The following is an 18,215-nucleotide window of genomic DNA, read 5'->3' as shown; positions in this document are numbered from 1 at the left end:
CTCAAGGTCTCATCATTGGAGCAGCGCGGCGGCCTTCACGGCCGTCACGGCGGTATTGTAGTTGTTGACGAGCTGCTGCACCGACGCCGCCGACATGTCGAGGATCGGCTTCGGATAAACGCCGAACAGGATGGTCAGCGCCACCAGCGGAAACAGGATCACGCCCTCACGCAGGGTGAGATCTTTGATGCTGGCGAGCGACGGCTTGGTCAGCGCACCGAACACCACCTTGCGGTAAAGCCACAACGCGTAGGCCGCCGAGAGGATGACGCCTGATGTCGCGAAGAACGCGGTCGGGATCGACACCTTGAAAGTGCCGAGCAGGGTCATGAACTCGCCGACGAAGCCGGACGTGCCGGGCAGGCCGACATTGGCCATCGTGAACACCATGAACACCAGCGCGTAGACCGGCATCCGGTTCACGAGGCCGCCGTAGGCCGCGATCTCGCGGGTATGCATGCGGTCATAGACCACGCCGACGCAAAGGAACAGCGCGCCCGAGACGATACCGTGCGAAATCATCTGGAACACGCCTCCGGCGACACCCTGCATGGTGCCCGCGAAGATGCCCATGGTGACGAAGCCCATATGCGCCACCGATGAGTAGGCGATCAGCTTCTTGATGTCCTCCTGCATCAGCGCGACCAGCGAGGTGTAGATGATCGCGATCGCCGAGAGCGTGAACACCAGCGGCGCGAAGTCGTGCGAGGCCAGCGGGAACATCGGCAGCGAGAAGCGCAGGAAGCCGTAGCCACCCATCTTCAAGAGGATCGCGGCCAGGATCACCGAGCCCGCGGTCGGCGCCTCGACGTGCGCGTCCGGCAGCCAGGTGTGCACCGGCCACATCGGCATCTTCACCGCAAAGGAGGCGAAGAACGCCAGCCACGCCCAGGTCTGCAAGGACCGCGGCACCGCCGTATGCATCAGGGTCGGAATGTCGGTCGTGCCGGCGTTCCAGTACAGCGCCATGATGGCGAGCAGCATCAGCACCGAGCCGAGCAGCGTGTAGAGGAAGAACTTGAACGAGGCGTAGACCCGGCGCGGACCGCCCCAGACCCCGATGATCAGGAACATCGGAATCAGGCCGCCCTCGAAGAACAGATAGAACAGCACGAGGTCGAGCGCCGAGAACGTGCCAACCATCAGCGTTTCCAGGATCAGGAACGCCATCATGTATTCGCGTAGCCGGTTGGTCACCGACTTCCAGCTCGCGATGATGCAGAACGGCATCAGGGCGGTGGTCAGGATCACGAACGGCAGCGAGATGCCGTCGACGCCCATGTGGTAGCTGATGCCGGCTGCCAGCCAGTTCGACTTCTCGACGAATTGGAAGTCGGTCTGGGCGGGATCGAAGCGCAGCACCAGGATCACCGACACCCCGAACGTGATCAGCGTGGTCCACAGCGCGATCCAGCGCGCATTGCGCCTAGCCGCCTCGTCGTCGCCGCGGACCAGATAGATCAGCAGCGCACCGACGATCGGCAGGAAGGTGACGACGGAGAGAATTGGCCAGGTGGTCATTGCTGGCCCCCCATGAACATGAACCAGGTGATCAGGCCGGCGACGCCGATCAGCATGGCAAAGGCGTAATGATAGAGGTACCCGGTCTGGATCTTGACGACGTTGCGCGTGATGTCGAGCACCCGCGCCGAAACGCCGTCCGGACCGAAGCCGTCGATGACGAAGCCGTCGCCCTTCTTCCAGAGGAAGCGGCCGAGCCACTTCGCCGGACGGACGAAGATCACGTCATACAGCTCGTCGAAGTACCACTTGTTGAGCAGGAACTTGTAGAGCAGCGGCTGCTGCGCGGCGAGCTCCTCCGGGATGTCCGGACGTCTGACGTAGAAGATGTACGAGACCACAAATCCCAGCACCATCATGACGAAGGGAAGCTGAGCGAGCCAAGCCGGCATGTGCTCCATGTCTTCGAGGATGTGCGGGTTCATCTTCAGCGACTCGCCGAAGAAGTGCTCGACGCCATGGGGATCGGTGAACACGCCCTTGAACGGGAGGCCGGCCAGGATCGAGCCTGCCGCGAGCACGCCGATCGGGATGAGCATCCAGATCGGGCTCTCGTGTGCGGCATCATAATGATGCTGATCGTGCGGCGTGCCGAAGAAGGTCTTGAACACCAGGCGCCAGGAATAGAACGAGGTCAGGCCGGCGGCGACAATGGTGAGGAAATACGCGTAGGTCGCGAACGGATTGTGCGCGGCGTACGCGGCCTCGATGATCGCATCCTTGGAGAAGAAGCCTGCGAAGCCGGGGAAGCCGGTGAGCGCCAGGGTGCCGACCGTCATCACCGCGAAGGTGTATGGGATCTTGCGCCACAGGCCGCCCATGTTGCGGATGTCCTGCTCGTGATGCATCGCGTAGATCACCGAGCCAGAGCCCAAGAACAGCAGCGCCTTGAAGAAGGCATGCGTGAACAGATGGAACATGCCGACCGAATAGGCCCCTGCTCCCATCGCCACGAACATGTAGCCGAGCTGCGAGCAGGTCGAGTAGGCGACGATGCGCTTGATGTCGTTCTGCACGAGGCCGACGGTCGCTGCGAAGAACGCCGTGGTCGCGCCGAAGAACATCACGACGGCCTGGGCGTTCGGGGCGAGCTCGAACAGCGGCGACAGGCGCGCGACCATGAAGACGCCGGCGGTGACCATGGTCGCGGCATGGATCAGCGCCGAGACCGGGGTCGGACCTTCCATCGCGTCCGGCAGCCAGGTGTGCAGCAGGAACTGCGCCGACTTGCCCATGGCGCCCATGAACAGCAGCAGGCAGGTCAGGGTCAGCGCGTCGGCATGCCAGCCGAGGAAGTTGATGGTCTTGCCGGCAAAGCTCGGCGCGGCGGCGAAGATGGTCTCGAAGTCGGTCGACTTCGCCAGCAGGAACACGGCGAAGATGCCGAGCGCGAAGCCGAAATCGCCGACGCGGTTGACGACGAAGGCCTTGATGGCGGCAGCGTTGGCCGACGGCTTCTGGAACCAGAAGCCGATCAGCAGGTAGCTCGCCAGACCGACGCCCTCCCAGCCGAAGAACAGTTGCACGAGGTTGTTCGCGGTCACCAGCATCAGCATCGCGAAGGTGAACAGCGACAGATAGGCGAAGAAGCGCGGACGGTTCGGATCCTCGTCCATATAGCCGATCGAATAGAGGTGGACGAGCGAGGACACGCTGGTCACAACGACCAGCATCACCGCCGTGAGCGTGTCGACGCGCAGCGCCCAGGACACCTGCAGCTCGCCGGAATTGATCCAGGGCAACAGCTCCTTCACGCCCGCCTCGTGGTGCATGAAGCCGACGCTGATCAGCATCGCCCAGGACAGGCCGGCCGACACGAACAGCAGCGCCGTCGTGATCACCTGCGCCGCCCAAGTGCCGGAGGCCGGCGGCTCGGCGACATGATGGTCGTCGTGTCCGTGGCCGTGATCGTCATGCGCGTGAGCGTGAGCGTCGGCGGCGCCGTGGTGATGACCGTCGTCGTGATGATGCTCGACCGTATCACCGCTCGGATGGCGCGCATGCGCGCCGAGCAGCGCGATCAGGCCGGCCAGGATCGCGCCCAGCAGCGGCAGAAAGACAATGGCCTGGATCATTCGCCCGTTCCCTTACGCATGACCTTGCCGGCGAGCCGGCCCCCATCTGTGCGGATCATGCGCCCTTAGCCCTTCATCATATTGACGTCTTCGACCGCAATCGAGCCGCGGTTGCGGAAGTAGACCACCAGCACGGCAAGGCCGATCGCGGCTTCCGCCGCCGCAACTGTCAAAACCAGCAGCGCGAACACCTGCCCGACGATGTCGCCCAGGAATGTCGAGAACGCCACCAGATTGATGTTCACCGCAAGCAGGATCAGCTCGACCGACATCAAGATGACGATGATGTTCTTGCGGTTCAGGAAGATGCCGAGGATGCCGAGCGTGAACAGCATGGCCGCGACGGCGAGATAGTGCCCCAATCCGATGGTCATTTCACCCACTCCGCCGCGTCCGTGTCCTGCAGCCCCTGCCCGACCGCGACCTTGCGGACCGCCATCGCCATCTCCGGCGTGCGCGCGTTCTGGACGTTGATGTCCTGGCGCTTGACGCTCGCCTTGTGGCGCAGCGTCAGCACGATCGCGCCGATCATCGCCACCAGCAGGATCATGCCGGAGAGCTGGAAGTAATGGATGTACTTCGTATAGAGCACGAGGCCGAGCGCCTCGGTATTGGTGACGTTGGTCGGGATCGCCGCGGTGATCGCCTTCGGCGTCGTCGGGTTGATGACCCAGTAGGACACCGTCAGCAGCAGCTCGAACAGGAAGATGCCGCCGATGACGAGTCCGATCGGCATGTACTGCAGGAAGCCCTCGCGCAGCTCCGTGAAGTCGACATCGAGCATCATGATCACGAACAGGAACAGCACCGCGACCGCGCCGACGTAGACGACCACGAGGATCATCGCCAGGAATTCGGCGCCCATCAGCACGAACAGGCCGGAGGCGTTGACGAAGGCGAGGATCAGATAGAGCACCGAGTGAACGGGGTTCTTCGAGACGATCACCATCACGGCCGAGGCCACGCAGACCGCCGCGAAGAGATAGAAGAAGAGCGCAGGAAGGATCATCGGACGGCCTCAGCGGTACGGCGCGTCGAGCGCGATGGCTTTGGAGATCTCGCGCTCCCAGCGGTCGCCATTCGCGAGCAGCTTGGCCTTGTCATAATACAGCTCCTCGCGGGTCTCGGTCGCGAACTCGAAGTTCGGTCCTTCGACGATGGCGTCGACCGGACAAGCTTCCTGGCACAGGCCGCAATAGATGCACTTCACCATGTCGATGTCGTAGCGCACCGTGCGACGGGTGCCGTCGTTGCGGCGCGGACCGGCCTCGATCGTGATCGCCTGCGCGGGACAGACCGCCTCGCACAGCTTGCAGGCGATGCAGCGCTCTTCGCCATTGGGATAGCGCCGCAACGCGTGCTCGCCGCGGAAGCGCGGCGAGATCGGGCCCTTCTCGAACGGATAGTTCAGGGTCGGCTTCGGCTGGAAGAAGTAGCGCATCGCGAGGAAGAATGCGGAGACGAACTCCTGCAGCAGCAGCGACCGTGCGGTGGCGGAAATGTTCATGACAGCCTCATTTCGGCGCGATGCCGGCGAAGTGCAGCACGCCTGCGACGATGACCACCATGGCCAGCGACAGCGGCAGGAACACTTTCCAGCCCAGTCGCATCAACTGGTCGTAGCGGTAGCGCGGCACGATCGCTTTCGCCATCGCGATCAGGAAGAACATGAAGAACAGCTTGAGCGAGAACCAGATGACGCCCGGCACCCAGTTGAACGGCGGCAGATCGATCGGCGGCAGCCAGCCACCCAGAAACAGGATCGTCGCCAGCGCGCACATCGTGGTGATCGCGACATACTCGCCGAGCATGAACAGCAGATACGGCGTCGAGCCGTATTCCACCATGAAGCCGGCAACGAGCTCCGATTCCGCCTCGACGAGATCGAAGGGCGGACGGTTGGTCTCGGCCAGCGCCGAGACGTAGAATACCACGAACATCGGGAACAGCGGCCAGACGTACCAGTTCAGGATCGTCAGCTGCGGCAGGCCGATCAGGCTCGCAAGCCCGCGGGCATGCTGCGCCTCGACCACCGCCGACAGGTTCAAGGTGCCGGCGCAGAGCAGCACGGTGATGATGACGAAGCCGATCGAGACCTCGTAGGACACCATCTGCGCCGCCGAGCGCAGCGCCGCCAGGAACGGATACTTCGAGTTCGACGACCAGCCGGCCATGATGATGCCGTAGATCGACAGTGACGAGATCGCGAAGATGAAGAGAATGCCGACATTGATGTCGGCGATCGCCCAGCCGAGATTGGTCGGGATCACCGCCCAGGCCGCCAGCGCCAGCACGCAGGACACCAGCGGTGCCAGCAGGAACACGCCCTTGTTGGCGCCGGCCGGAATGATCGGCTCCTTGAGCACGAACTTCAGCAGGTCTGCGAACGACTGGAACAGGCCCCAGGGCCCGACCACGTTGGGACCCCGGCGGATCTGCACCGCCGCCCAGATCTTCCGGTCGGCCAGCAGGATGTAGGCGATCGCGACCAGCAGGACGACGAGCAGCAGGACGCTCTGCGCGACCATGATGATCAGCGGCCAGAGGAAGCCGGTCCAGAACGAGCTTGCGAAGAAATCAGCCATCAGGTCACGCTCACTCCGCTGCCGTCAGCATCTGCCCGGAAGCCAGACGGGAACATTCCGCCATGACCGCCGATGCGCGCGCGATCGGATTGGTGAGATAGAAGTCGTCGATCAGCGGCTTGAACGGTGCCTTCTCGAGGTTGCCGCCCTTGCCAGCCAGGGTCTTGATGTCGGCGATCTTGCCCGCCTCGATCTGGTCGACGCGGCCAAGATGCGGCACGGCCTTGATGATCGCAACGCGCAGCGCGGCCAGCGAGTCGTAGCCGAGCTTCCTGCCGAGCACGTCGGACAGCGCCCGGATGATCGCCCAGTCCTCGCGTGCCTCGCCCGGCGGGAATGACGCCCGGCCCGTCATCTGCACCCGGCCCTCGGTGTTGACGTAGAGCCCGGACTTCTCGGTGTAGGCAGCCCCCGGCAGGATGACATCGGCACGATGGGCACCGCGGTCGCCATGGGTACCGATGTAGACGACGAAAACGCCCTCGGGCACATCGACCTCGTCAGCGCCGAGCAGGAACATCACGTCCATGGTGCCGAACGTCGTCATCTGCGCAGCCGTGAGGCCGGTTCCGTTGAAGCCGATGTCGAGGGCGCCGACCCGCGAGGCGGTGTCGTGCAGCACGGCAAAGCCGTTCCAGTCGTCGCGCACGGCGTTGACGTCCATCACGATCTTGGCGGCCAGCGACAGGATCGCGCCGCCATCGTGGCGCGCGGCGGCGCCGGCGCCGACCAGCACGATCGGGTTCTTGGCGTTGCGGAAGGTGGTCGCAAACGAGTGCTTGCCGGCGGCGACGTCGCTCAGCGAGTCCGTGCCCGCGCCGATGTGCTCATAGGCATAGGTCAGGTCGGCCTTGGGACCGACCACGCCGACCTTGAGCTGGCCCGAGCGCCAGCGCTTGCGGATGCGGGCGTTGAGCACGGCCGCTTCCTTGCGCGGATTGGCGCCAATGATCAGGATCGCGTCGGCCTGCTCGATACCCGCGATGGTCGGATTGAACAGATAGGACGCACGGCCGAGCTTGGCATCGAAGCTGTCACCGCCTTGCACCGCGACGTTGGTCGAGCCGAGCTTGGCGAGCAGATCCTTGAGCGCGAACATCTCTTCGACCGCGGCGAGATCGCCGGCGATCGCGCCGATGCGCTTGCCGTCGATGCGCGACAGCTTGGTGGCAATCGCCTTGAACGCCTCCGGCCAGGAGGCGGCGCGCAGCTTGCCATCCTCGCGAACGTAGGGACGATCGAGCCGCTGCGTGCGCAGGCCGTCGACGACATGGCGGGTCTTGTCGGAGATCCACTCCTCGTTCACGGCATCGTTGATGCGCGGCAGGATGCGCATCACCTCGCGGCCGCGGGTGTCGACACGGATCGCCGAGCCCACGCCATCCATGACGTCGATCGACTGCGTCTTGCCGAGCTCCCAGGGGCGTGCGGCGAAAGCGTAGGGCTTCGAGGTCAGCGCACCGACCGGGCAGATGTCGACCAGATTGCCCTGCAGCTCCGAACTCAGCGCCTGCTCGAGATACGTCGTGATCTCCATGTCCTCGCCACGGCCGATCGCGCCCATTTCCGGCACGCCGCAGACTTCCGCCGAGAAGCGGACGCAACGCGTGCACTGGATGCAGCGGTTCATCGAGGTCTTGACCAATGCGCCGAGATACTTGTCCTCGACGGCGCGCTTGTTCTCGGCGAAGCGGCTGGTGTCCACACCATAGCCCATCGCCTGGTCCTGCAGGTCACACTCGCCGCCCTGGTCGCAGATCGGGCAGTCCAGCGGATGGTTGATCAGAAGGAATTCCATCACGCCTTCGCGCGCCTTCTTGACCATCGGCGACCGCGTCGAGATCTCCGGCGGCTCGCCCTTCGGGCCCGGCCGGCAGTCGCGCACGCCCCAGGCGCAGCTCGCGACCGGTTTCGGTCCGCCCTTCACCTCGACGAGGCACATCCGGCAGTTGCCGGCGATCGACAGCCGCTCATGATAGCAGAAGCGCGGGATCTCGGCGCCCGCCGCCTCGCACGCCTGCAACAGCGTGTACTCCGGCGGCACATCGATCTCTTTGCCATCGATGATGATCTTGGTCATTGCCTCACATCTCTCTCAAACCACGGACCACCGCGCCGCTGCGCACCGTGAGGGCGCGAGCGCGGGGAAAACGTTGCTGGCGAACCGGGCCGCCATCACCTACTCCGCCGCTACCATGTGCGCGGGATCGCGCACGCCCACGTCGTCGACATCGGCCTTGTGCGAATACTGGTCAATGCGCGCCTCGATCTCGTGACGGAAATGCGTGATCAGCCCCTGGATCGGCCAAGCTGCCGCGTCGCCCAGCGCGCAGATCGTGTGGCCCTCGATCTGCTTGGTGACTTCGAGCAGCATGTCGATCTCGCGCTTGTGCGCCCGGCCCTCGGCCATGCGCGTCAGCACGCGCCACATCCAGCCGGTGCCCTCGCGGCACGGCGTACACTGGCCGCAGCTCTCATGCTTGTAGAAGTAGGAAATGCGCGCGATCGCCCGGATCAGGTCGGTCGACTTGTCCATCACGATCACGGCCGCGGTGCCGAGGCCGGAGCGCAGCTTCGACAGGCTGTCGAAATCCATCGGCGTATCGATGATCTGCTCGGCCGGCACCATGCGCACGGACGAGCCGCCGGGGATGACCGCCTTCAGATTGTCCCAGCCGCCACGGATGCCGCCGCAATGCTTCTCGATCAGCTCGCGGAACGGGATGCCCATCGCCTCTTCGACGTTGCAAGGCCGCTCGACGTGACCGGAGATGCAGAACAGTTTTGTGCCGACATTGTTCGGACGGCCGATGCCGGCAAACCACGCGGCGCCGCGGCGCAGGATGGTCGGCGCCACCGCGATCGACTCGACGTTGTTGACGGTGGTCGGGCAGCCATAGAGGCCGACGTTCGCTGGGAAAGGCGGCTTCAGCCGCGGCTGGCCCTTTTTGCCTTCGAGGCTCTCCAGCAGCGCGGTCTCCTCGCCGCAGATATAGGCGCCGGCGCCATGCGCGACATAGAGATCGAACGGCCAGCCATGGATGTTGTTCTTGCCGATCAGGTTGGCCTCATAGGCCTGATCGATCGCCGCCTGCAGCCGCTCGCGCTCGCGGATGAACTCGCCGCGCACATAGATGTAGCAGGCATGCGCGTTCATCGCGAAGCTGGCCAGCAGGCAGCCCTCGACGAGATGATGCGGATCGTGCCGCATGATCTCGCGATCCTTGCAGGTGCCGGGCTCGGACTCGTCGGCGTTGACCACGAGGTAGCTCGGCCGACCGTCGGTCGATTCCTTCGGCATGAACGACCATTTCAAGCCGGTCGGGAAGCCGGCGCCGCCGCGGCCGCGCAGGCCGGAAGCCTTCATCTCGTTGATGATCCAGTCGCGACCTTTTTCGATCAGCGCCTTGGTGCCATCCCAGCTGCCGCGCCGGCGTGCGCCTTCGAGGCCCCAATCATGCAGGCCATAGAGGTTGGTGAAGATGCGGTCCTTGTCGTCGAGCATGATCAGACGGCTTCCTCGGGTGTCAGCGGTTCGACTGCATGGTGGCGATGAAGGCGGCGCAGCCGCCGAACACCAAGGCCCACAGCAGACTGGACTCCAGCGTCGCATTGAGCGCGAACCGCTGCAGCACGAAAATGAAAGCGGCGGCTGCGAGCGTATGCAGTGCCACGTAGCGCCAGTTCTTCATTGCGGCGCCCTCTTCGGTCAGGGCCGCAACGCGGGTGCGATTGCGGCTCATGTCTTCTCCTTCAGCGTGGTCGGCCCGCCCGCCGGCGCCGAGAACTGGCGGCCATTCTGCGGACCCGGCGTCGGCAGGTTGCCGGTCGCGAAGCCGTCGAGCACCTTGCCGAAGCTCTCCGGCGTCAGGTCCTCATAGGTGTCCTTCCAGACCTGCACCATCGGTGCGTTCACGCAGGCGCCCAGGCACTCGACCTCTTCCCAGCTGAAGTCGCCGTCCTTCGACAGGTGGAAGGGATCGTGATGGATGCGATGCTTGCAGACCTCGATCAGTTCTTCGGCGCCGCGCAGACGGCACGGTGTGGTGCCGCACACCTGCACATGCGCCTTCTTGCCGACCGGCTGCAGCTGGAACATCGTGTAGAAGGTCGCCACCTCGAGCACGCGGATGTACGGCATGCCGAGCATGTCGGCGACGACGCGGATGGCCGCCTCCGACACCCAGCCTTCGTTCTGCTCCTGCGCGCGCCACAGGATCGCGATCACGGCCGAGGCCTGGCGGCCTTCCGGATATTTCGCGATCTGCGCTTTGGCGAAGGCAAGGTTCTCGTCCGTGAACGCAAAGCTCGCGGGCTGGACTTCCTTCGGGGCAAGACGGCGGACGGACATGGCTCTTCAATCTTTCATTGCATGCGGCGCGCGGCACTTGCATTGAGCGCTGCGACGCGATTCTGCCAGAAGGCACTTGCAGTTCCGAACACGTTATAGCCGACGTGGGCGGACGCCTTGATCCGGTCGAGGATCGACAGCTCTGTCACGGTCTCGAGGCGGCCGCTTGCGGGGTCGTAGACCATCAGTTGCATCGGCGTCTGATCGAGGATGTAGCGCGAGACCGTATGGTTGCGATCCTGGCCGTGCTCCTCGCACAGGATCATGCTGTCGGTCGCGAGCAGCCGCGCCCCGCCCTTGATCGCCTCGATCTCGACGCCCTCGACGTCGAGCTTGATCAGGTACTTGCCGGAAGCGGCGACCTTGCCGTCGTCGATCAGATCGTCGAGCGCCATCACCGGCACCTGCTCGCCGCCGGCGTTGTCGCCGGCGATACTGAAGGCCTCGTGCTTGGTACCGGTGAGATGCGCGACGCCGCAGCGTTCGCCGATGGCGCACTTCATCACTTCGAAGCGGCCGCCGTTGATCTGCGCATTGTTCGCGAGCTTGGCGAAGTTCGCCGAGGACGGCTCGATCGCGATCGCCTTGTGCGCGCCGTAGGGCGTGCTCGACACCAGCACCGACCAGTAGCCGTAATTGGCCCCGCCGTCGATGAAGGTGTAGTCGACATCGACGGTGCCGAGAAACAGGAACTCGAGTTCGTCCTCATAGTGATAGTCGCGGTTGAGCAGCTTGCTCCAATAGCCGTCGCCATAGGGAAACTCGAACACGGCGTCCGGGTTGAGCTTCACCGCGATGTCGCGTTCGGGCAGCGCCAGCCGCAGCAGATTGGCACAGCGGTTGTAGCCGCGATGCGAGAAATGCGAGGAAATCTTCGAGCCGGTCGACAGCGCCAATGCAGCCGTGCGCTCCCAGAGGTTCGCTCCTTCGAGCGCTCCGGAAGCACGATCGAACTGGATCGGCGCATGGCCCATCAGCGGTCCACCTCTCCGAACACGATGTCGAGCGAGCCGAGAATGGCCGAGACGTCGGCGAGCAGATGGCCGCGGCAGATGAAATCCATCGCCTGTAGATGCGCGAAGCCCGGAGCGCGGATCTTGCACTTGTACGGCTTGTTGGTGCCGTCGGCGACGAGATAGACGCCGAACTCGCCCTTCGGCGCCTCGACGGCCGCATAGATCTCGCCTGCCGGCACGTGCACGCCTTCGGTGTAGAGTTTGAAGTGGTGGATCAGCGCTTCCATCGAGCGCTTCATCTCGCCACGGCGCGGCGGAGCGATCTTGTTGTCGGTGATCATCACCGGGCCCTGCCCGTCCGGTGCGCGCAGCTTCTGGATGCACTGCTTCATGATACGCACCGACTGGCGCATCTCTTCCATGCGGATCAGATAGCGGTCGTAGCAGTCGCCGTTCTTGCCGATCGGAACGTCGAACTCCATCTCGGCATAGACGTCGTAGGGCTGCGACTTGCGCAGGTCCCAGGCCGCGCCCGAGCCGCGCACCATCACGCCGGAGAAGCCCCACTCCCAGGCCTGCTTCAGGGTCACGACGCCGATGTCGACGTTACGCTGCTTGAAGATGCGGTTGCCGGTGAGAAGCCGGTCGAGATCGTCGACCACCTTCAGGAACGGATCGCAGAATGCGTCGATGTCGTCGATCAGCTTCGGCGGCAGGTCCTGGTGGACGCCACCGATGCGGAAGTAGTTGGCGTGCATGCGCGAGCCGGAGGCGCGCTCATAGAACACCATCAGCTTCTCGCGCTCCTCGAAGCCCCACAGCGGCGGGGTCAGCGCGCCGACGTCCATCGCCTGGGTGGTGACGTTGAGCAGATGCGACAGCAGCCGTCCGATCTCGGAGTAGAGCACGCGGATCAGCTGGCCGCGGCGCGGAACCTCGATGCCGAGCAGGCGTTCGGCGGCGAGGCAGAAGGCATGCTCCTGATTCATCGGCGCGACGTAGTCGAGCCGATCGAAATAGGGCATCGCCTGCATGTAGGTCTTGGTCTCGATCAGCTTCTCGGTGCCGCGATGCAGCAGGCCGATATGCGGATCGACGCGCTCGACCACCTCGCCGTCCAGCTCCAGCACCAGGCGCAGCACGCCGTGGGCCGCCGGATGCTGCGGACCGAAATTGATCGTGAAGTTGCGGAGTGCCGGGCTCTGCTCGTTCATGCTCGCGCTCCCACTCACTTCGTCGCCTTCTCATCGCCCGGCAGCGGATAGTCCGCACCTTCCCAGGGCGACAGGAAATCGAACTTGCGGAATTCCTGGTTGAGCCGCACCGGCTCGTAGATGACCCGCTTCTCCTGATCGTCGTAGCGCACCTCGACGAACCCCGTCGTCGGGAAGTCCTTGCGCAGCGGATGGCCGTCGAAGCCGTAATCCGTCAGCAGGCGGCGCATGTCAGGGTGGCCGACGAAGATCACGCCGTAGAGGTCGTAGGCCTCGCGCTCGAACCAATCGGCGCCCGGAAAGACATCGATCAGCGACGGCACCTGCGTCGTCTCGTCGGCCTCGGCCTTCAGCCGGATGCGCGCGTTCAGCGTCGGTGACAGGAAGTGGTAGACGACATCGAAACGCTTGGCGCGCTCAGGATAGTCGACCGCCGTGATGTCGGTGATGTTGACGAAGCGGAGAGCCGGATCGTCGCGCAGATGTGTCACGACCTCGACGATCCGGGCGGGCTCCACGTTCACCGTGAGCTGATTGAAAGCGACCGTATGGCCGATCGCGGCGCCCGGGAGCGCGCTTACGATCGTCTGCCCAAGGGTGTCGAGCCTGCCGTCGTCCATAACGAAAAACCTTCAGCGTTCGATGGTGCCGGTGCGCCGGATCTTCTTCTGCAGCAGCAGCACACCGTACAGCAGCGCTTCGGCGGTCGGCGGACAGCCGGGCACGTAGATGTCAATGGGAACGATGCGATCGCAGCCGCGGACCACCGAATAGGAATAGTGATAGTAGCCGCCGCCATTGGCGCACGACCCCATCGAGATGACGTAGCGCGGCTCCGGCATCTGGTCGTAGACCTTGCGCAGCGCCGGCGCCATCTTGTTGGTCAGCGTGCCGGCGACGATCATCACGTCGGACTGGCGCGGCGAGGCGCGCGGCGCGAAGCCGAACCGCTCGACGTCGTAGCGCGGCATCGAGACCTGCATCATCTCGACGGCGCAGCAGGCCAGGCCGAACGTCATCCACATCAGCGAGCCGGTGCGGGCCCAGGTGATGAGATCGTCAGCGGTGGCGACGAAGAATCCCTTGTCCGACAGTTCGTGCCTGACCTCGAGGAAATACGGGTCGTTGGCACCGATCGGCCTGCCGGTCGCGGGATCGAGAATGCCCTTCGGGGCCGGAGCGATCGCCGGCCCGGTCGAGGACGTGGTCGGGCTCAATCCCATTCAAGCGCGCCTTTCTTCCATTCGTAGGCAAACCCGACCGTCAACACGGCCAGGAACACCAGCATCGACCAGAAGCCGGCCGCGCCGAGCTTGCCGAATGCGACTGCCCAGGGGAACAGGAAGGCGACTTCGAGGTCGAAGATGATGAAAAGGATGGCAACCAGATAGAAGCGGACGTCGAACTTCATGCGGGCGTCGTCGAACGCATTGAAGCCGCACTCGTACGCGGAGAGCTTCTCGGGATCGGACTGCTGGTAGGCGACCAGGAACGGCGCGATCAGCAGCACCACCCCGATGATGGCTGCGACACCTATGAAAACGACGAGGGGGAGATAGTTCTGAAGGATGCCGGTCATCGGCGCCACTTTCCTCTGCGGTTTCGGTGCAAACCGCAGACTCGTTGCATTGGAATTGGTCGAAGCCTTAGCGCAGCGCACCAAGCCGCGCAAGACAAGCCGTCTCGCCGGTGTCATCCCTCCCCACATTGCGGAAACCCGGACACACCGAGCAACGGCGCCGCGGATGACGCGTGCAGGAGCCGCATTGCAGACCCGCAGCATTACGGTGCCGCACGGTCCAACGCAGGACGCTGAGGCGATCAGCAATCGCGAGGACGCACGCCGGTGTGCGCAGGCTGGCTGGTCGGAGACGGATGCGGATCAGCGCTCGATCGGGAGATCCAAACGAGGCGACGGGACCGTCACCCGATAGGCTTCCGTTACCGCGGGAGATGGTCACGAAGGGCCACCGGATCAAGATCATCCACGGCCGCCGTCGATACCGGCACCGCCGCGCGCTGTTAGCCCCGGCCGCATACTCCCGATTGCCGCCGCGGCGGCTGCAACCGATGAAACCATTTTGAGGAAACGAAGAAACGGGATCGAAACAAAGCGGGGGTACATGTCCAGGCAACAAAGTGGCGCTCTGAGACGCCGGGAGGCTGACATGAACCACTCGCTGCATTCCGCAGACCGATCGACCCATCTGAAGATCGTCGTCGTTGCCCTGGTCGCCGGCATCGCGGTGACCGCTTTCGGCATCGCGACCCGCGCCAACGTCGACTACAGCCAGACGGCATCGCACGTCGTGAAGGCAGGCAAGCCGGTGACCATGACGAGTTCCAGCGACTCGATGGTCGTCCGCTGAGGCCACTGCTCCGCTGCCATCTGACGGCAATCGCAGGCCACCCGCCGGGTGGCCTTTTTCATGCCCGATCGGAAAATCGGCGACGGAGCACTTGCAGTCCGGCGGAGCGCCAGGTCGTAGACGGGAAGGGATCGCGCGGCGGCGCTGATTGCGCCAGCGGACGGATCATATCGAAAGCTAAGCCATTGAAAACATGGCGCGAGAGACGGGGCTCGAACCCGCGACCTCCGGCGTGACAGGCCGGCGCTCTAACCAACTGAGCTACTCCCGCGTGATCGCGAAATCCGCGGAGGAGTGCGACTTAAAGGGGCGATGTTTCGAAGTCAAGGACAATGAACCGACAGCTGTGCGAAGTCCTTGATGGGGGAGCAATGCAGGACGCCCGATCTCCTTGGCTGGGCCCGGGCAGCCGACGTTAGTCGCCGCACGGTGATGGGCCAAATCGACCTGTCCCGCGTCTCTCCTTCCGGACCGCGGCAACCCCGCCCCGCGGCGGCGGCGCTGGCGGTCGCTTCGCGACGACGTCGCAGGCCGGATATGGCAAAATGGGCGCCAAGTCCGACCGCGCATGCTTCCGACCGGGCATTGAAATTTCCGGCCGCGGTCCCCACCGAGGCGCACTTGCTGACCAGGAAGCGAGTGAGAGGAGATTCCTCGCGGACGCTGCCCACGAATCGCCCGCCACCGGTGCGAGGAAGATGAGCTTCGAATCGCCGGAGTCGGTATCCTGCAGGTGGCGCGCGCCGGAGTGCGCAATCCTGCTGTCGGCGAGGCGGTGCTGATCAACGCCGGCCCGCGACCCGCCGTATTCCGCACGGGAGCTGGCGGACGATCTTTGATCAGAGCGGAAACCATTGATAGGTTGCCACCCCCTGGTATCTGGCATGCAATAACTGATATATTAGTATACTGATACCTCCAGTAACGTCTCCCTCTCTCTCTCTTGGTGCCCATGTCCGACCCGCTTCGCAGCTACACCCACTCCGTCACCGAGCGCCTGCTCCGCTACGCCGCGATCGACACCCAGTCGGACCCGACGTCGCCGACCTGTCCTTCGACGCTCAAACAGAAGAATCTCGGCCGGATGCTCGCAGCCGAGCTGCAGGCAATGGGCCTCTCGGACGCCCACCTGGACGACCATGGCTACGTCTATGCGACCATCCCCGCCACCACCGACAAGGCCGTGCCGGTGATCTGCTTCTGCTCGCACATGGACACGTCGCCCGATTGCTCCGGGGCCAACGTGAAGCCGCAGATCGTGCGCAACTACCAGGGCGGCGACATCGTGCTGCCGGGGGACCCGAGCCAGATCATCCGTGCGGCTGAGCATCCTGCATTGAAGGACCAGATCGGCAACGACATCGTCACCACCGACGGCACCACCCTGCTCGGGGCCGATAACAAAGCCGGCATCGCCGAGATCATGGACGCGGCGCAGTTCCTGATCAGCAATCCGCAGATCAAGCATGGCACCATCAAGATCCTGTTCACGCCGGACGAGGAGATCGGCCGTGGCGTCGACCGGGTCGACCTGAAGAAGCTCGGCGCCGACTTCGGCTACACGATGGATGGCGAAACCGCCGGCAACATCGAGGACGAGACCTTTGCCGCCGACGGCGCCACCATCCTCATCAACGGCGTCAGCGCCCATCCCGGCTTTGCCAAGGGCAAGATGGAGCACGCGATCAAGATCGCGTCCGCAATCGTCGATCGGCTCCCGAAGGATGGCTGCTCGCCGGAGACGACGGAGGGCAAGGAAGGCTTCCTGCATCCGGTCGGGATCTCCGGCGCGCTCGAACAGGCGCGACTCGACTTCATCGTGCGCGATTTCAGCGAGCAGGGCCTGCGGCAGAAGGAAGCGCTGCTCGAGGACATCGTCAGGGATGTCCTGAAGGACTATCCGCGCTCGAGCTATCGGATGGAGGTTCGGCAGCAATACCGCAACATGAAGGAGGTCATCGATCTGCATCCGGAGATCGTGACCTATGCCGAGGAGGCGATCCGCCGCGCCGGCCTGACGCCGGTCAAGACATCGATCCGCGGCGGCACCGACGGTTCGCGGCTGTCGTTCATGGGACTGCCCTGCCCCAACATCTTTGCCGGCGAGCATGCCTTCCACTCGCGTCTCGAATGGGTCAGCGTCCAGGACATGGAGAAGGCGGCGCAGACCATCATCCATCTGGCGATGATCTGGGAAGAGCGATCCTGAGCGCCGTCCGGCGCGCGTCAGACGCGCGCCGTCACCAGCCAGATCGAGCCGGCGAGCGTCACGCTGTCGCCGCGTACATGCTGCGTCAGCAGCTCGCGGACCGACTGCCGCGCCGCCTCGCGCGTCTCCTGGGGATGCCCCTCCAGCGCGCGGCTGGCGGGGCCGATTTCGAAGGCCGACTCCACTGCCGCCTCGAGACCCTGCCCGCGGGCGATGTCGAGTGACAGCGCATGCGCCTCCAGCGCGACGTCGCTGAAGCCGGCCTCGCCCAGGATCCGCGCCACTCGCGCTTCGGATGCGAAGGCGAACGGGCCGGGATCCTCCGGCGCCATCTCCGGCAGCTTCGGGACGTGACGATAGACCGCCTGCAGCGGCGCGATCATCCAGGGATTGGCCTTCGGCTCGCGCCAGCAGGCGAACACGACCCGGCCGCCCGGCTTCAGCGCACGGCGGATGTTGGCGAACGACGCCACCGGATCGGCAAAGAACATCACCCCGAACCGCGACACCAGCAGATCGAAGCTCGCCGGCGCGAACGGATGCACGGTGGCGTCGGCCAGCACGAACTCGGCGGGAAGCCCGGCCGGCGCCACCGCGCGCGCCCGCTCGAGCATCGGTGCGGAGATGTCGACGCCGAGAACGGAGCCGCCGGGCGCCGCCTGCCCGGCCAGTGCGATCGACAAACCACCACAGCCGCAGCCGATGTCGAGAATGCGATCACCCGGCTTGGCGGCGATACGCTCGATCAGGATCTGCGACACCGGTGCGAGCAGGATATCCTGCGCCTCCTGGCGATCGGACCAGCGCTGGCCGCCGGGCCCGTTCCAATAGGCGATCTGGTCGGCGTTGCGGTCGTCCCCTGCCGGCAATTGCATGATGTGCCCTGTCTGATTGAGGTCATCGCAAGAGCCGGCATGGCGCATGCAGCCGCCTGT

At 64.5% G+C, this 18,215-nt stretch carries 18 protein-coding genes and 1 tRNA gene; 2 read left to right on the top strand and 17 right to left on the bottom strand.

The genetic code is table 11. The features are described 5' to 3' along the window. Nucleotides 1–12: 12 nt before the first annotated feature. The 15 genes from QW887_RS20855 to QW887_RS20785 form a co-directional block, all read right to left on the bottom strand. The gene (locus tag QW887_RS20855; RefSeq protein WP_315711560.1) at nt 13–1,521 is read right to left on the bottom strand and encodes an NADH-quinone oxidoreductase subunit M; all 1,509 of its coding nucleotides are present in this window, start codon (nt 1,519–1,521) and stop codon (nt 13–15) included. Then, nucleotides 1,518–3,596: an NADH-quinone oxidoreductase subunit L gene (gene nuoL, locus QW887_RS20850; RefSeq protein ID WP_315711559.1), complete on the bottom strand. Its 2,079-nt coding sequence runs from the start codon at nt 3,594–3,596 to the stop codon at nt 1,518–1,520. The genes QW887_RS20855 and nuoL overlap by 4 nt, the downstream gene beginning before the upstream one ends. Before the next feature lie 65 nt (nt 3,597–3,661). Beyond that, nucleotides 3,662–3,970, bottom strand: a complete 309-nt coding sequence (gene nuoK, locus QW887_RS20845; protein WP_315711558.1) for an NADH-quinone oxidoreductase subunit NuoK — start codon at nt 3,968–3,970, stop codon at nt 3,662–3,664. Further along, a complete protein-coding gene (locus tag QW887_RS20840; RefSeq protein ID WP_015666525.1) occupies nt 3,967–4,605 on the bottom strand; it encodes an NADH-quinone oxidoreductase subunit J in 639 nt (212 codons plus the stop codon). Before QW887_RS20840 ends, nuoK begins: the two co-directional genes overlap by 4 nt. Nucleotides 4,606–4,614: 9 nt before the next feature. After that, complete coding sequence (gene nuoI, locus QW887_RS20835; protein WP_006611003.1) at nt 4,615–5,103, bottom strand: NADH-quinone oxidoreductase subunit NuoI; 489 nt, start codon at nt 5,101–5,103, stop codon at nt 4,615–4,617. A gap of 7 nt (nt 5,104–5,110) precedes the next feature. Continuing rightward, entirely contained in the window at nt 5,111–6,181 is a 1,071-nt protein-coding gene (nuoH, locus tag QW887_RS20830; RefSeq protein ID WP_315711556.1) for an NADH-quinone oxidoreductase subunit NuoH, read from the bottom strand. Nucleotides 6,182–6,191: 10 nt separating this feature from the next. Beyond that, entirely contained in the window at nt 6,192–8,261 is a 2,070-nt protein-coding gene (gene nuoG / locus QW887_RS20825; protein ID WP_316188235.1) for an NADH-quinone oxidoreductase subunit NuoG, read from the bottom strand. A gap of 99 nt (nt 8,262–8,360) precedes the next feature. Then, a complete protein-coding gene (gene nuoF, locus QW887_RS20820) occupies nt 8,361–9,686 on the bottom strand; it encodes an NADH-quinone oxidoreductase subunit NuoF (RefSeq protein WP_315711552.1) in 1,326 nt (441 codons plus the stop codon). A gap of 22 nt (nt 9,687–9,708) precedes the next feature. Next, nucleotides 9,709–9,924, bottom strand: a complete 216-nt coding sequence (locus tag QW887_RS20815) for a hypothetical protein (protein ID WP_315711550.1) — start codon at nt 9,922–9,924, stop codon at nt 9,709–9,711. Then, nucleotides 9,921–10,532: an NADH-quinone oxidoreductase subunit NuoE gene (gene nuoE / locus QW887_RS20810; RefSeq protein WP_172109602.1), complete on the bottom strand. Its 612-nt coding sequence runs from the start codon at nt 10,530–10,532 to the stop codon at nt 9,921–9,923. The genes QW887_RS20815 and nuoE overlap by 4 nt, the downstream gene beginning before the upstream one ends. A 14-nt stretch (nt 10,533–10,546) precedes the next feature. Beyond that, on the bottom strand, nt 10,547–11,506 hold the full coding sequence (locus QW887_RS20805) for an FkbM family methyltransferase (protein ID WP_316194901.1): 960 nt from the start codon (nt 11,504–11,506) through the stop codon (nt 10,547–10,549). Further along, the gene (locus QW887_RS20800) at nt 11,506–12,702 is read right to left on the bottom strand and encodes an NADH-quinone oxidoreductase subunit D (RefSeq protein WP_315711546.1); all 1,197 of its coding nucleotides are present in this window, start codon (nt 12,700–12,702) and stop codon (nt 11,506–11,508) included. The genes QW887_RS20805 and QW887_RS20800 overlap by 1 nt, the downstream gene beginning before the upstream one ends. Before the next feature lie 14 nt (nt 12,703–12,716). Continuing rightward, nucleotides 12,717–13,322, bottom strand: a complete 606-nt coding sequence (locus QW887_RS20795; RefSeq protein WP_315711544.1) for an NADH-quinone oxidoreductase subunit C — start codon at nt 13,320–13,322, stop codon at nt 12,717–12,719. Nucleotides 13,323–13,334: 12 nt separating this feature from the next. Then, the gene (locus QW887_RS20790; RefSeq protein WP_173424458.1) at nt 13,335–13,919 is read right to left on the bottom strand and encodes a NuoB/complex I 20 kDa subunit family protein; all 585 of its coding nucleotides are present in this window, start codon (nt 13,917–13,919) and stop codon (nt 13,335–13,337) included. Further along, on the bottom strand, nt 13,916–14,281 hold the full coding sequence (locus QW887_RS20785) for an NADH-quinone oxidoreductase subunit A (protein ID WP_316194938.1): 366 nt from the start codon (nt 14,279–14,281) through the stop codon (nt 13,916–13,918). Before QW887_RS20785 ends, QW887_RS20790 begins: the two co-directional genes overlap by 4 nt. 589 nt (nt 14,282–14,870) lie before the next feature. Here QW887_RS20785 and QW887_RS20780 point away from each other — a divergent pair. Continuing rightward, nucleotides 14,871–15,071, top strand: coding sequence for a hypothetical protein (locus QW887_RS20780; RefSeq protein WP_315711542.1), 201 nt, complete (start codon nt 14,871–14,873; stop codon nt 15,069–15,071). A 194-nt stretch (nt 15,072–15,265) separates the two neighbouring features. Here the strand turns inward: QW887_RS20780 and QW887_RS20775 are convergent. Continuing rightward, nucleotides 15,266–15,342, bottom strand: a tRNA-Asp gene (locus QW887_RS20775). 681 nt (nt 15,343–16,023) lie between these two features. Between QW887_RS20775 and pepT the strand changes: the two genes are divergently transcribed. Then, nucleotides 16,024–17,280 (top strand): peptidase T, encoded by a 1,257-nt coding sequence (pepT, locus tag QW887_RS20770; RefSeq protein ID WP_316194899.1) that lies wholly within the window; start codon nt 16,024–16,026, stop codon nt 17,278–17,280. Nucleotides 17,281–17,297: 17 nt separating this feature from the next. Here pepT and QW887_RS20765 read toward each other — a convergent pair whose 3' ends face one another. After that, complete coding sequence (locus QW887_RS20765) at nt 17,298–18,155, bottom strand: class I SAM-dependent methyltransferase (protein ID WP_316170110.1); 858 nt, start codon at nt 18,153–18,155, stop codon at nt 17,298–17,300. Nucleotides 18,156–18,215: the final 60 nt, after the last annotated feature.

This window comes from Bradyrhizobium sp. SZCCHNRI3052 (genome assembly GCF_032484895.1).
Lineage (GTDB): Bacteria > Pseudomonadota > Alphaproteobacteria > Rhizobiales > Xanthobacteraceae > Bradyrhizobium.
Note: the sequence above shows the minus strand (reverse complement) of the source record. Positions and strands in the feature narration are given on the sequence as shown.

Coding starts and splice junctions, on each gene's coding strand:
- QW887_RS20855 (WP_315711560.1), bottom strand. CDS start 1,521: ATGACCACCTGGCCAATTCTCTCCGTCGTCACCTTCCTGCCGATCGTC.
- nuoL (WP_315711559.1), bottom strand. CDS start 3,596: ATGATCCAGGCCATTGTCTTTCTGCCGCTGCTGGGCGCGATCCTGGCC.
- nuoK (WP_315711558.1), bottom strand. CDS start 3,970: ATGACCATCGGATTGGGGCACTATCTCGCCGTCGCGGCCATGCTGTTC.
- QW887_RS20840 (WP_015666525.1), bottom strand. CDS start 4,605: ATGATCCTTCCTGCGCTCTTCTTCTATCTCTTCGCGGCGGTCTGCGTG.
- nuoI (WP_006611003.1), bottom strand. CDS start 5,103: ATGAACATTTCCGCCACCGCACGGTCGCTGCTGCTGCAGGAGTTCGTC.
- nuoH (WP_315711556.1), bottom strand. CDS start 6,181: ATGGCTGATTTCTTCGCAAGCTCGTTCTGGACCGGCTTCCTCTGGCCG.
- nuoG (WP_316188235.1), bottom strand. CDS start 8,261: ATGACCAAGATCATCATCGATGGCAAAGAGATCGATGTGCCGCCGGAG.
- nuoF (WP_315711552.1), bottom strand. CDS start 9,686: ATGCTCGACGACAAGGACCGCATCTTCACCAACCTCTATGGCCTGCAT.
- QW887_RS20815 (WP_315711550.1), bottom strand. CDS start 9,924: ATGAGCCGCAATCGCACCCGCGTTGCGGCCCTGACCGAAGAGGGCGCC.
- nuoE (WP_172109602.1), bottom strand. CDS start 10,532: ATGTCCGTCCGCCGTCTTGCCCCGAAGGAAGTCCAGCCCGCGAGCTTT.
- QW887_RS20805 (WP_316194901.1), bottom strand. CDS start 11,506: ATGGGCCATGCGCCGATCCAGTTCGATCGTGCTTCCGGAGCGCTCGAA.
- QW887_RS20800 (WP_315711546.1), bottom strand. CDS start 12,702: ATGAACGAGCAGAGCCCGGCACTCCGCAACTTCACGATCAATTTCGGT.
- QW887_RS20795 (WP_315711544.1), bottom strand. CDS start 13,322: ATGGACGACGGCAGGCTCGACACCCTTGGGCAGACGATCGTAAGCGCG.
- QW887_RS20785 (WP_316194938.1), bottom strand. CDS start 14,281: ATGACCGGCATCCTTCAGAACTATCTCCCCCTCGTCGTTTTCATAGGT.
- QW887_RS20780 (WP_315711542.1), top strand. CDS start 14,871: ATGAACCACTCGCTGCATTCCGCAGACCGATCGACCCATCTGAAGATC.
- pepT (WP_316194899.1), top strand. CDS start 16,024: ATGTCCGACCCGCTTCGCAGCTACACCCACTCCGTCACCGAGCGCCTG.
- QW887_RS20765 (WP_316170110.1), bottom strand. CDS start 18,155: ATGCAATTGCCGGCAGGGGACGACCGCAACGCCGACCAGATCGCCTAT.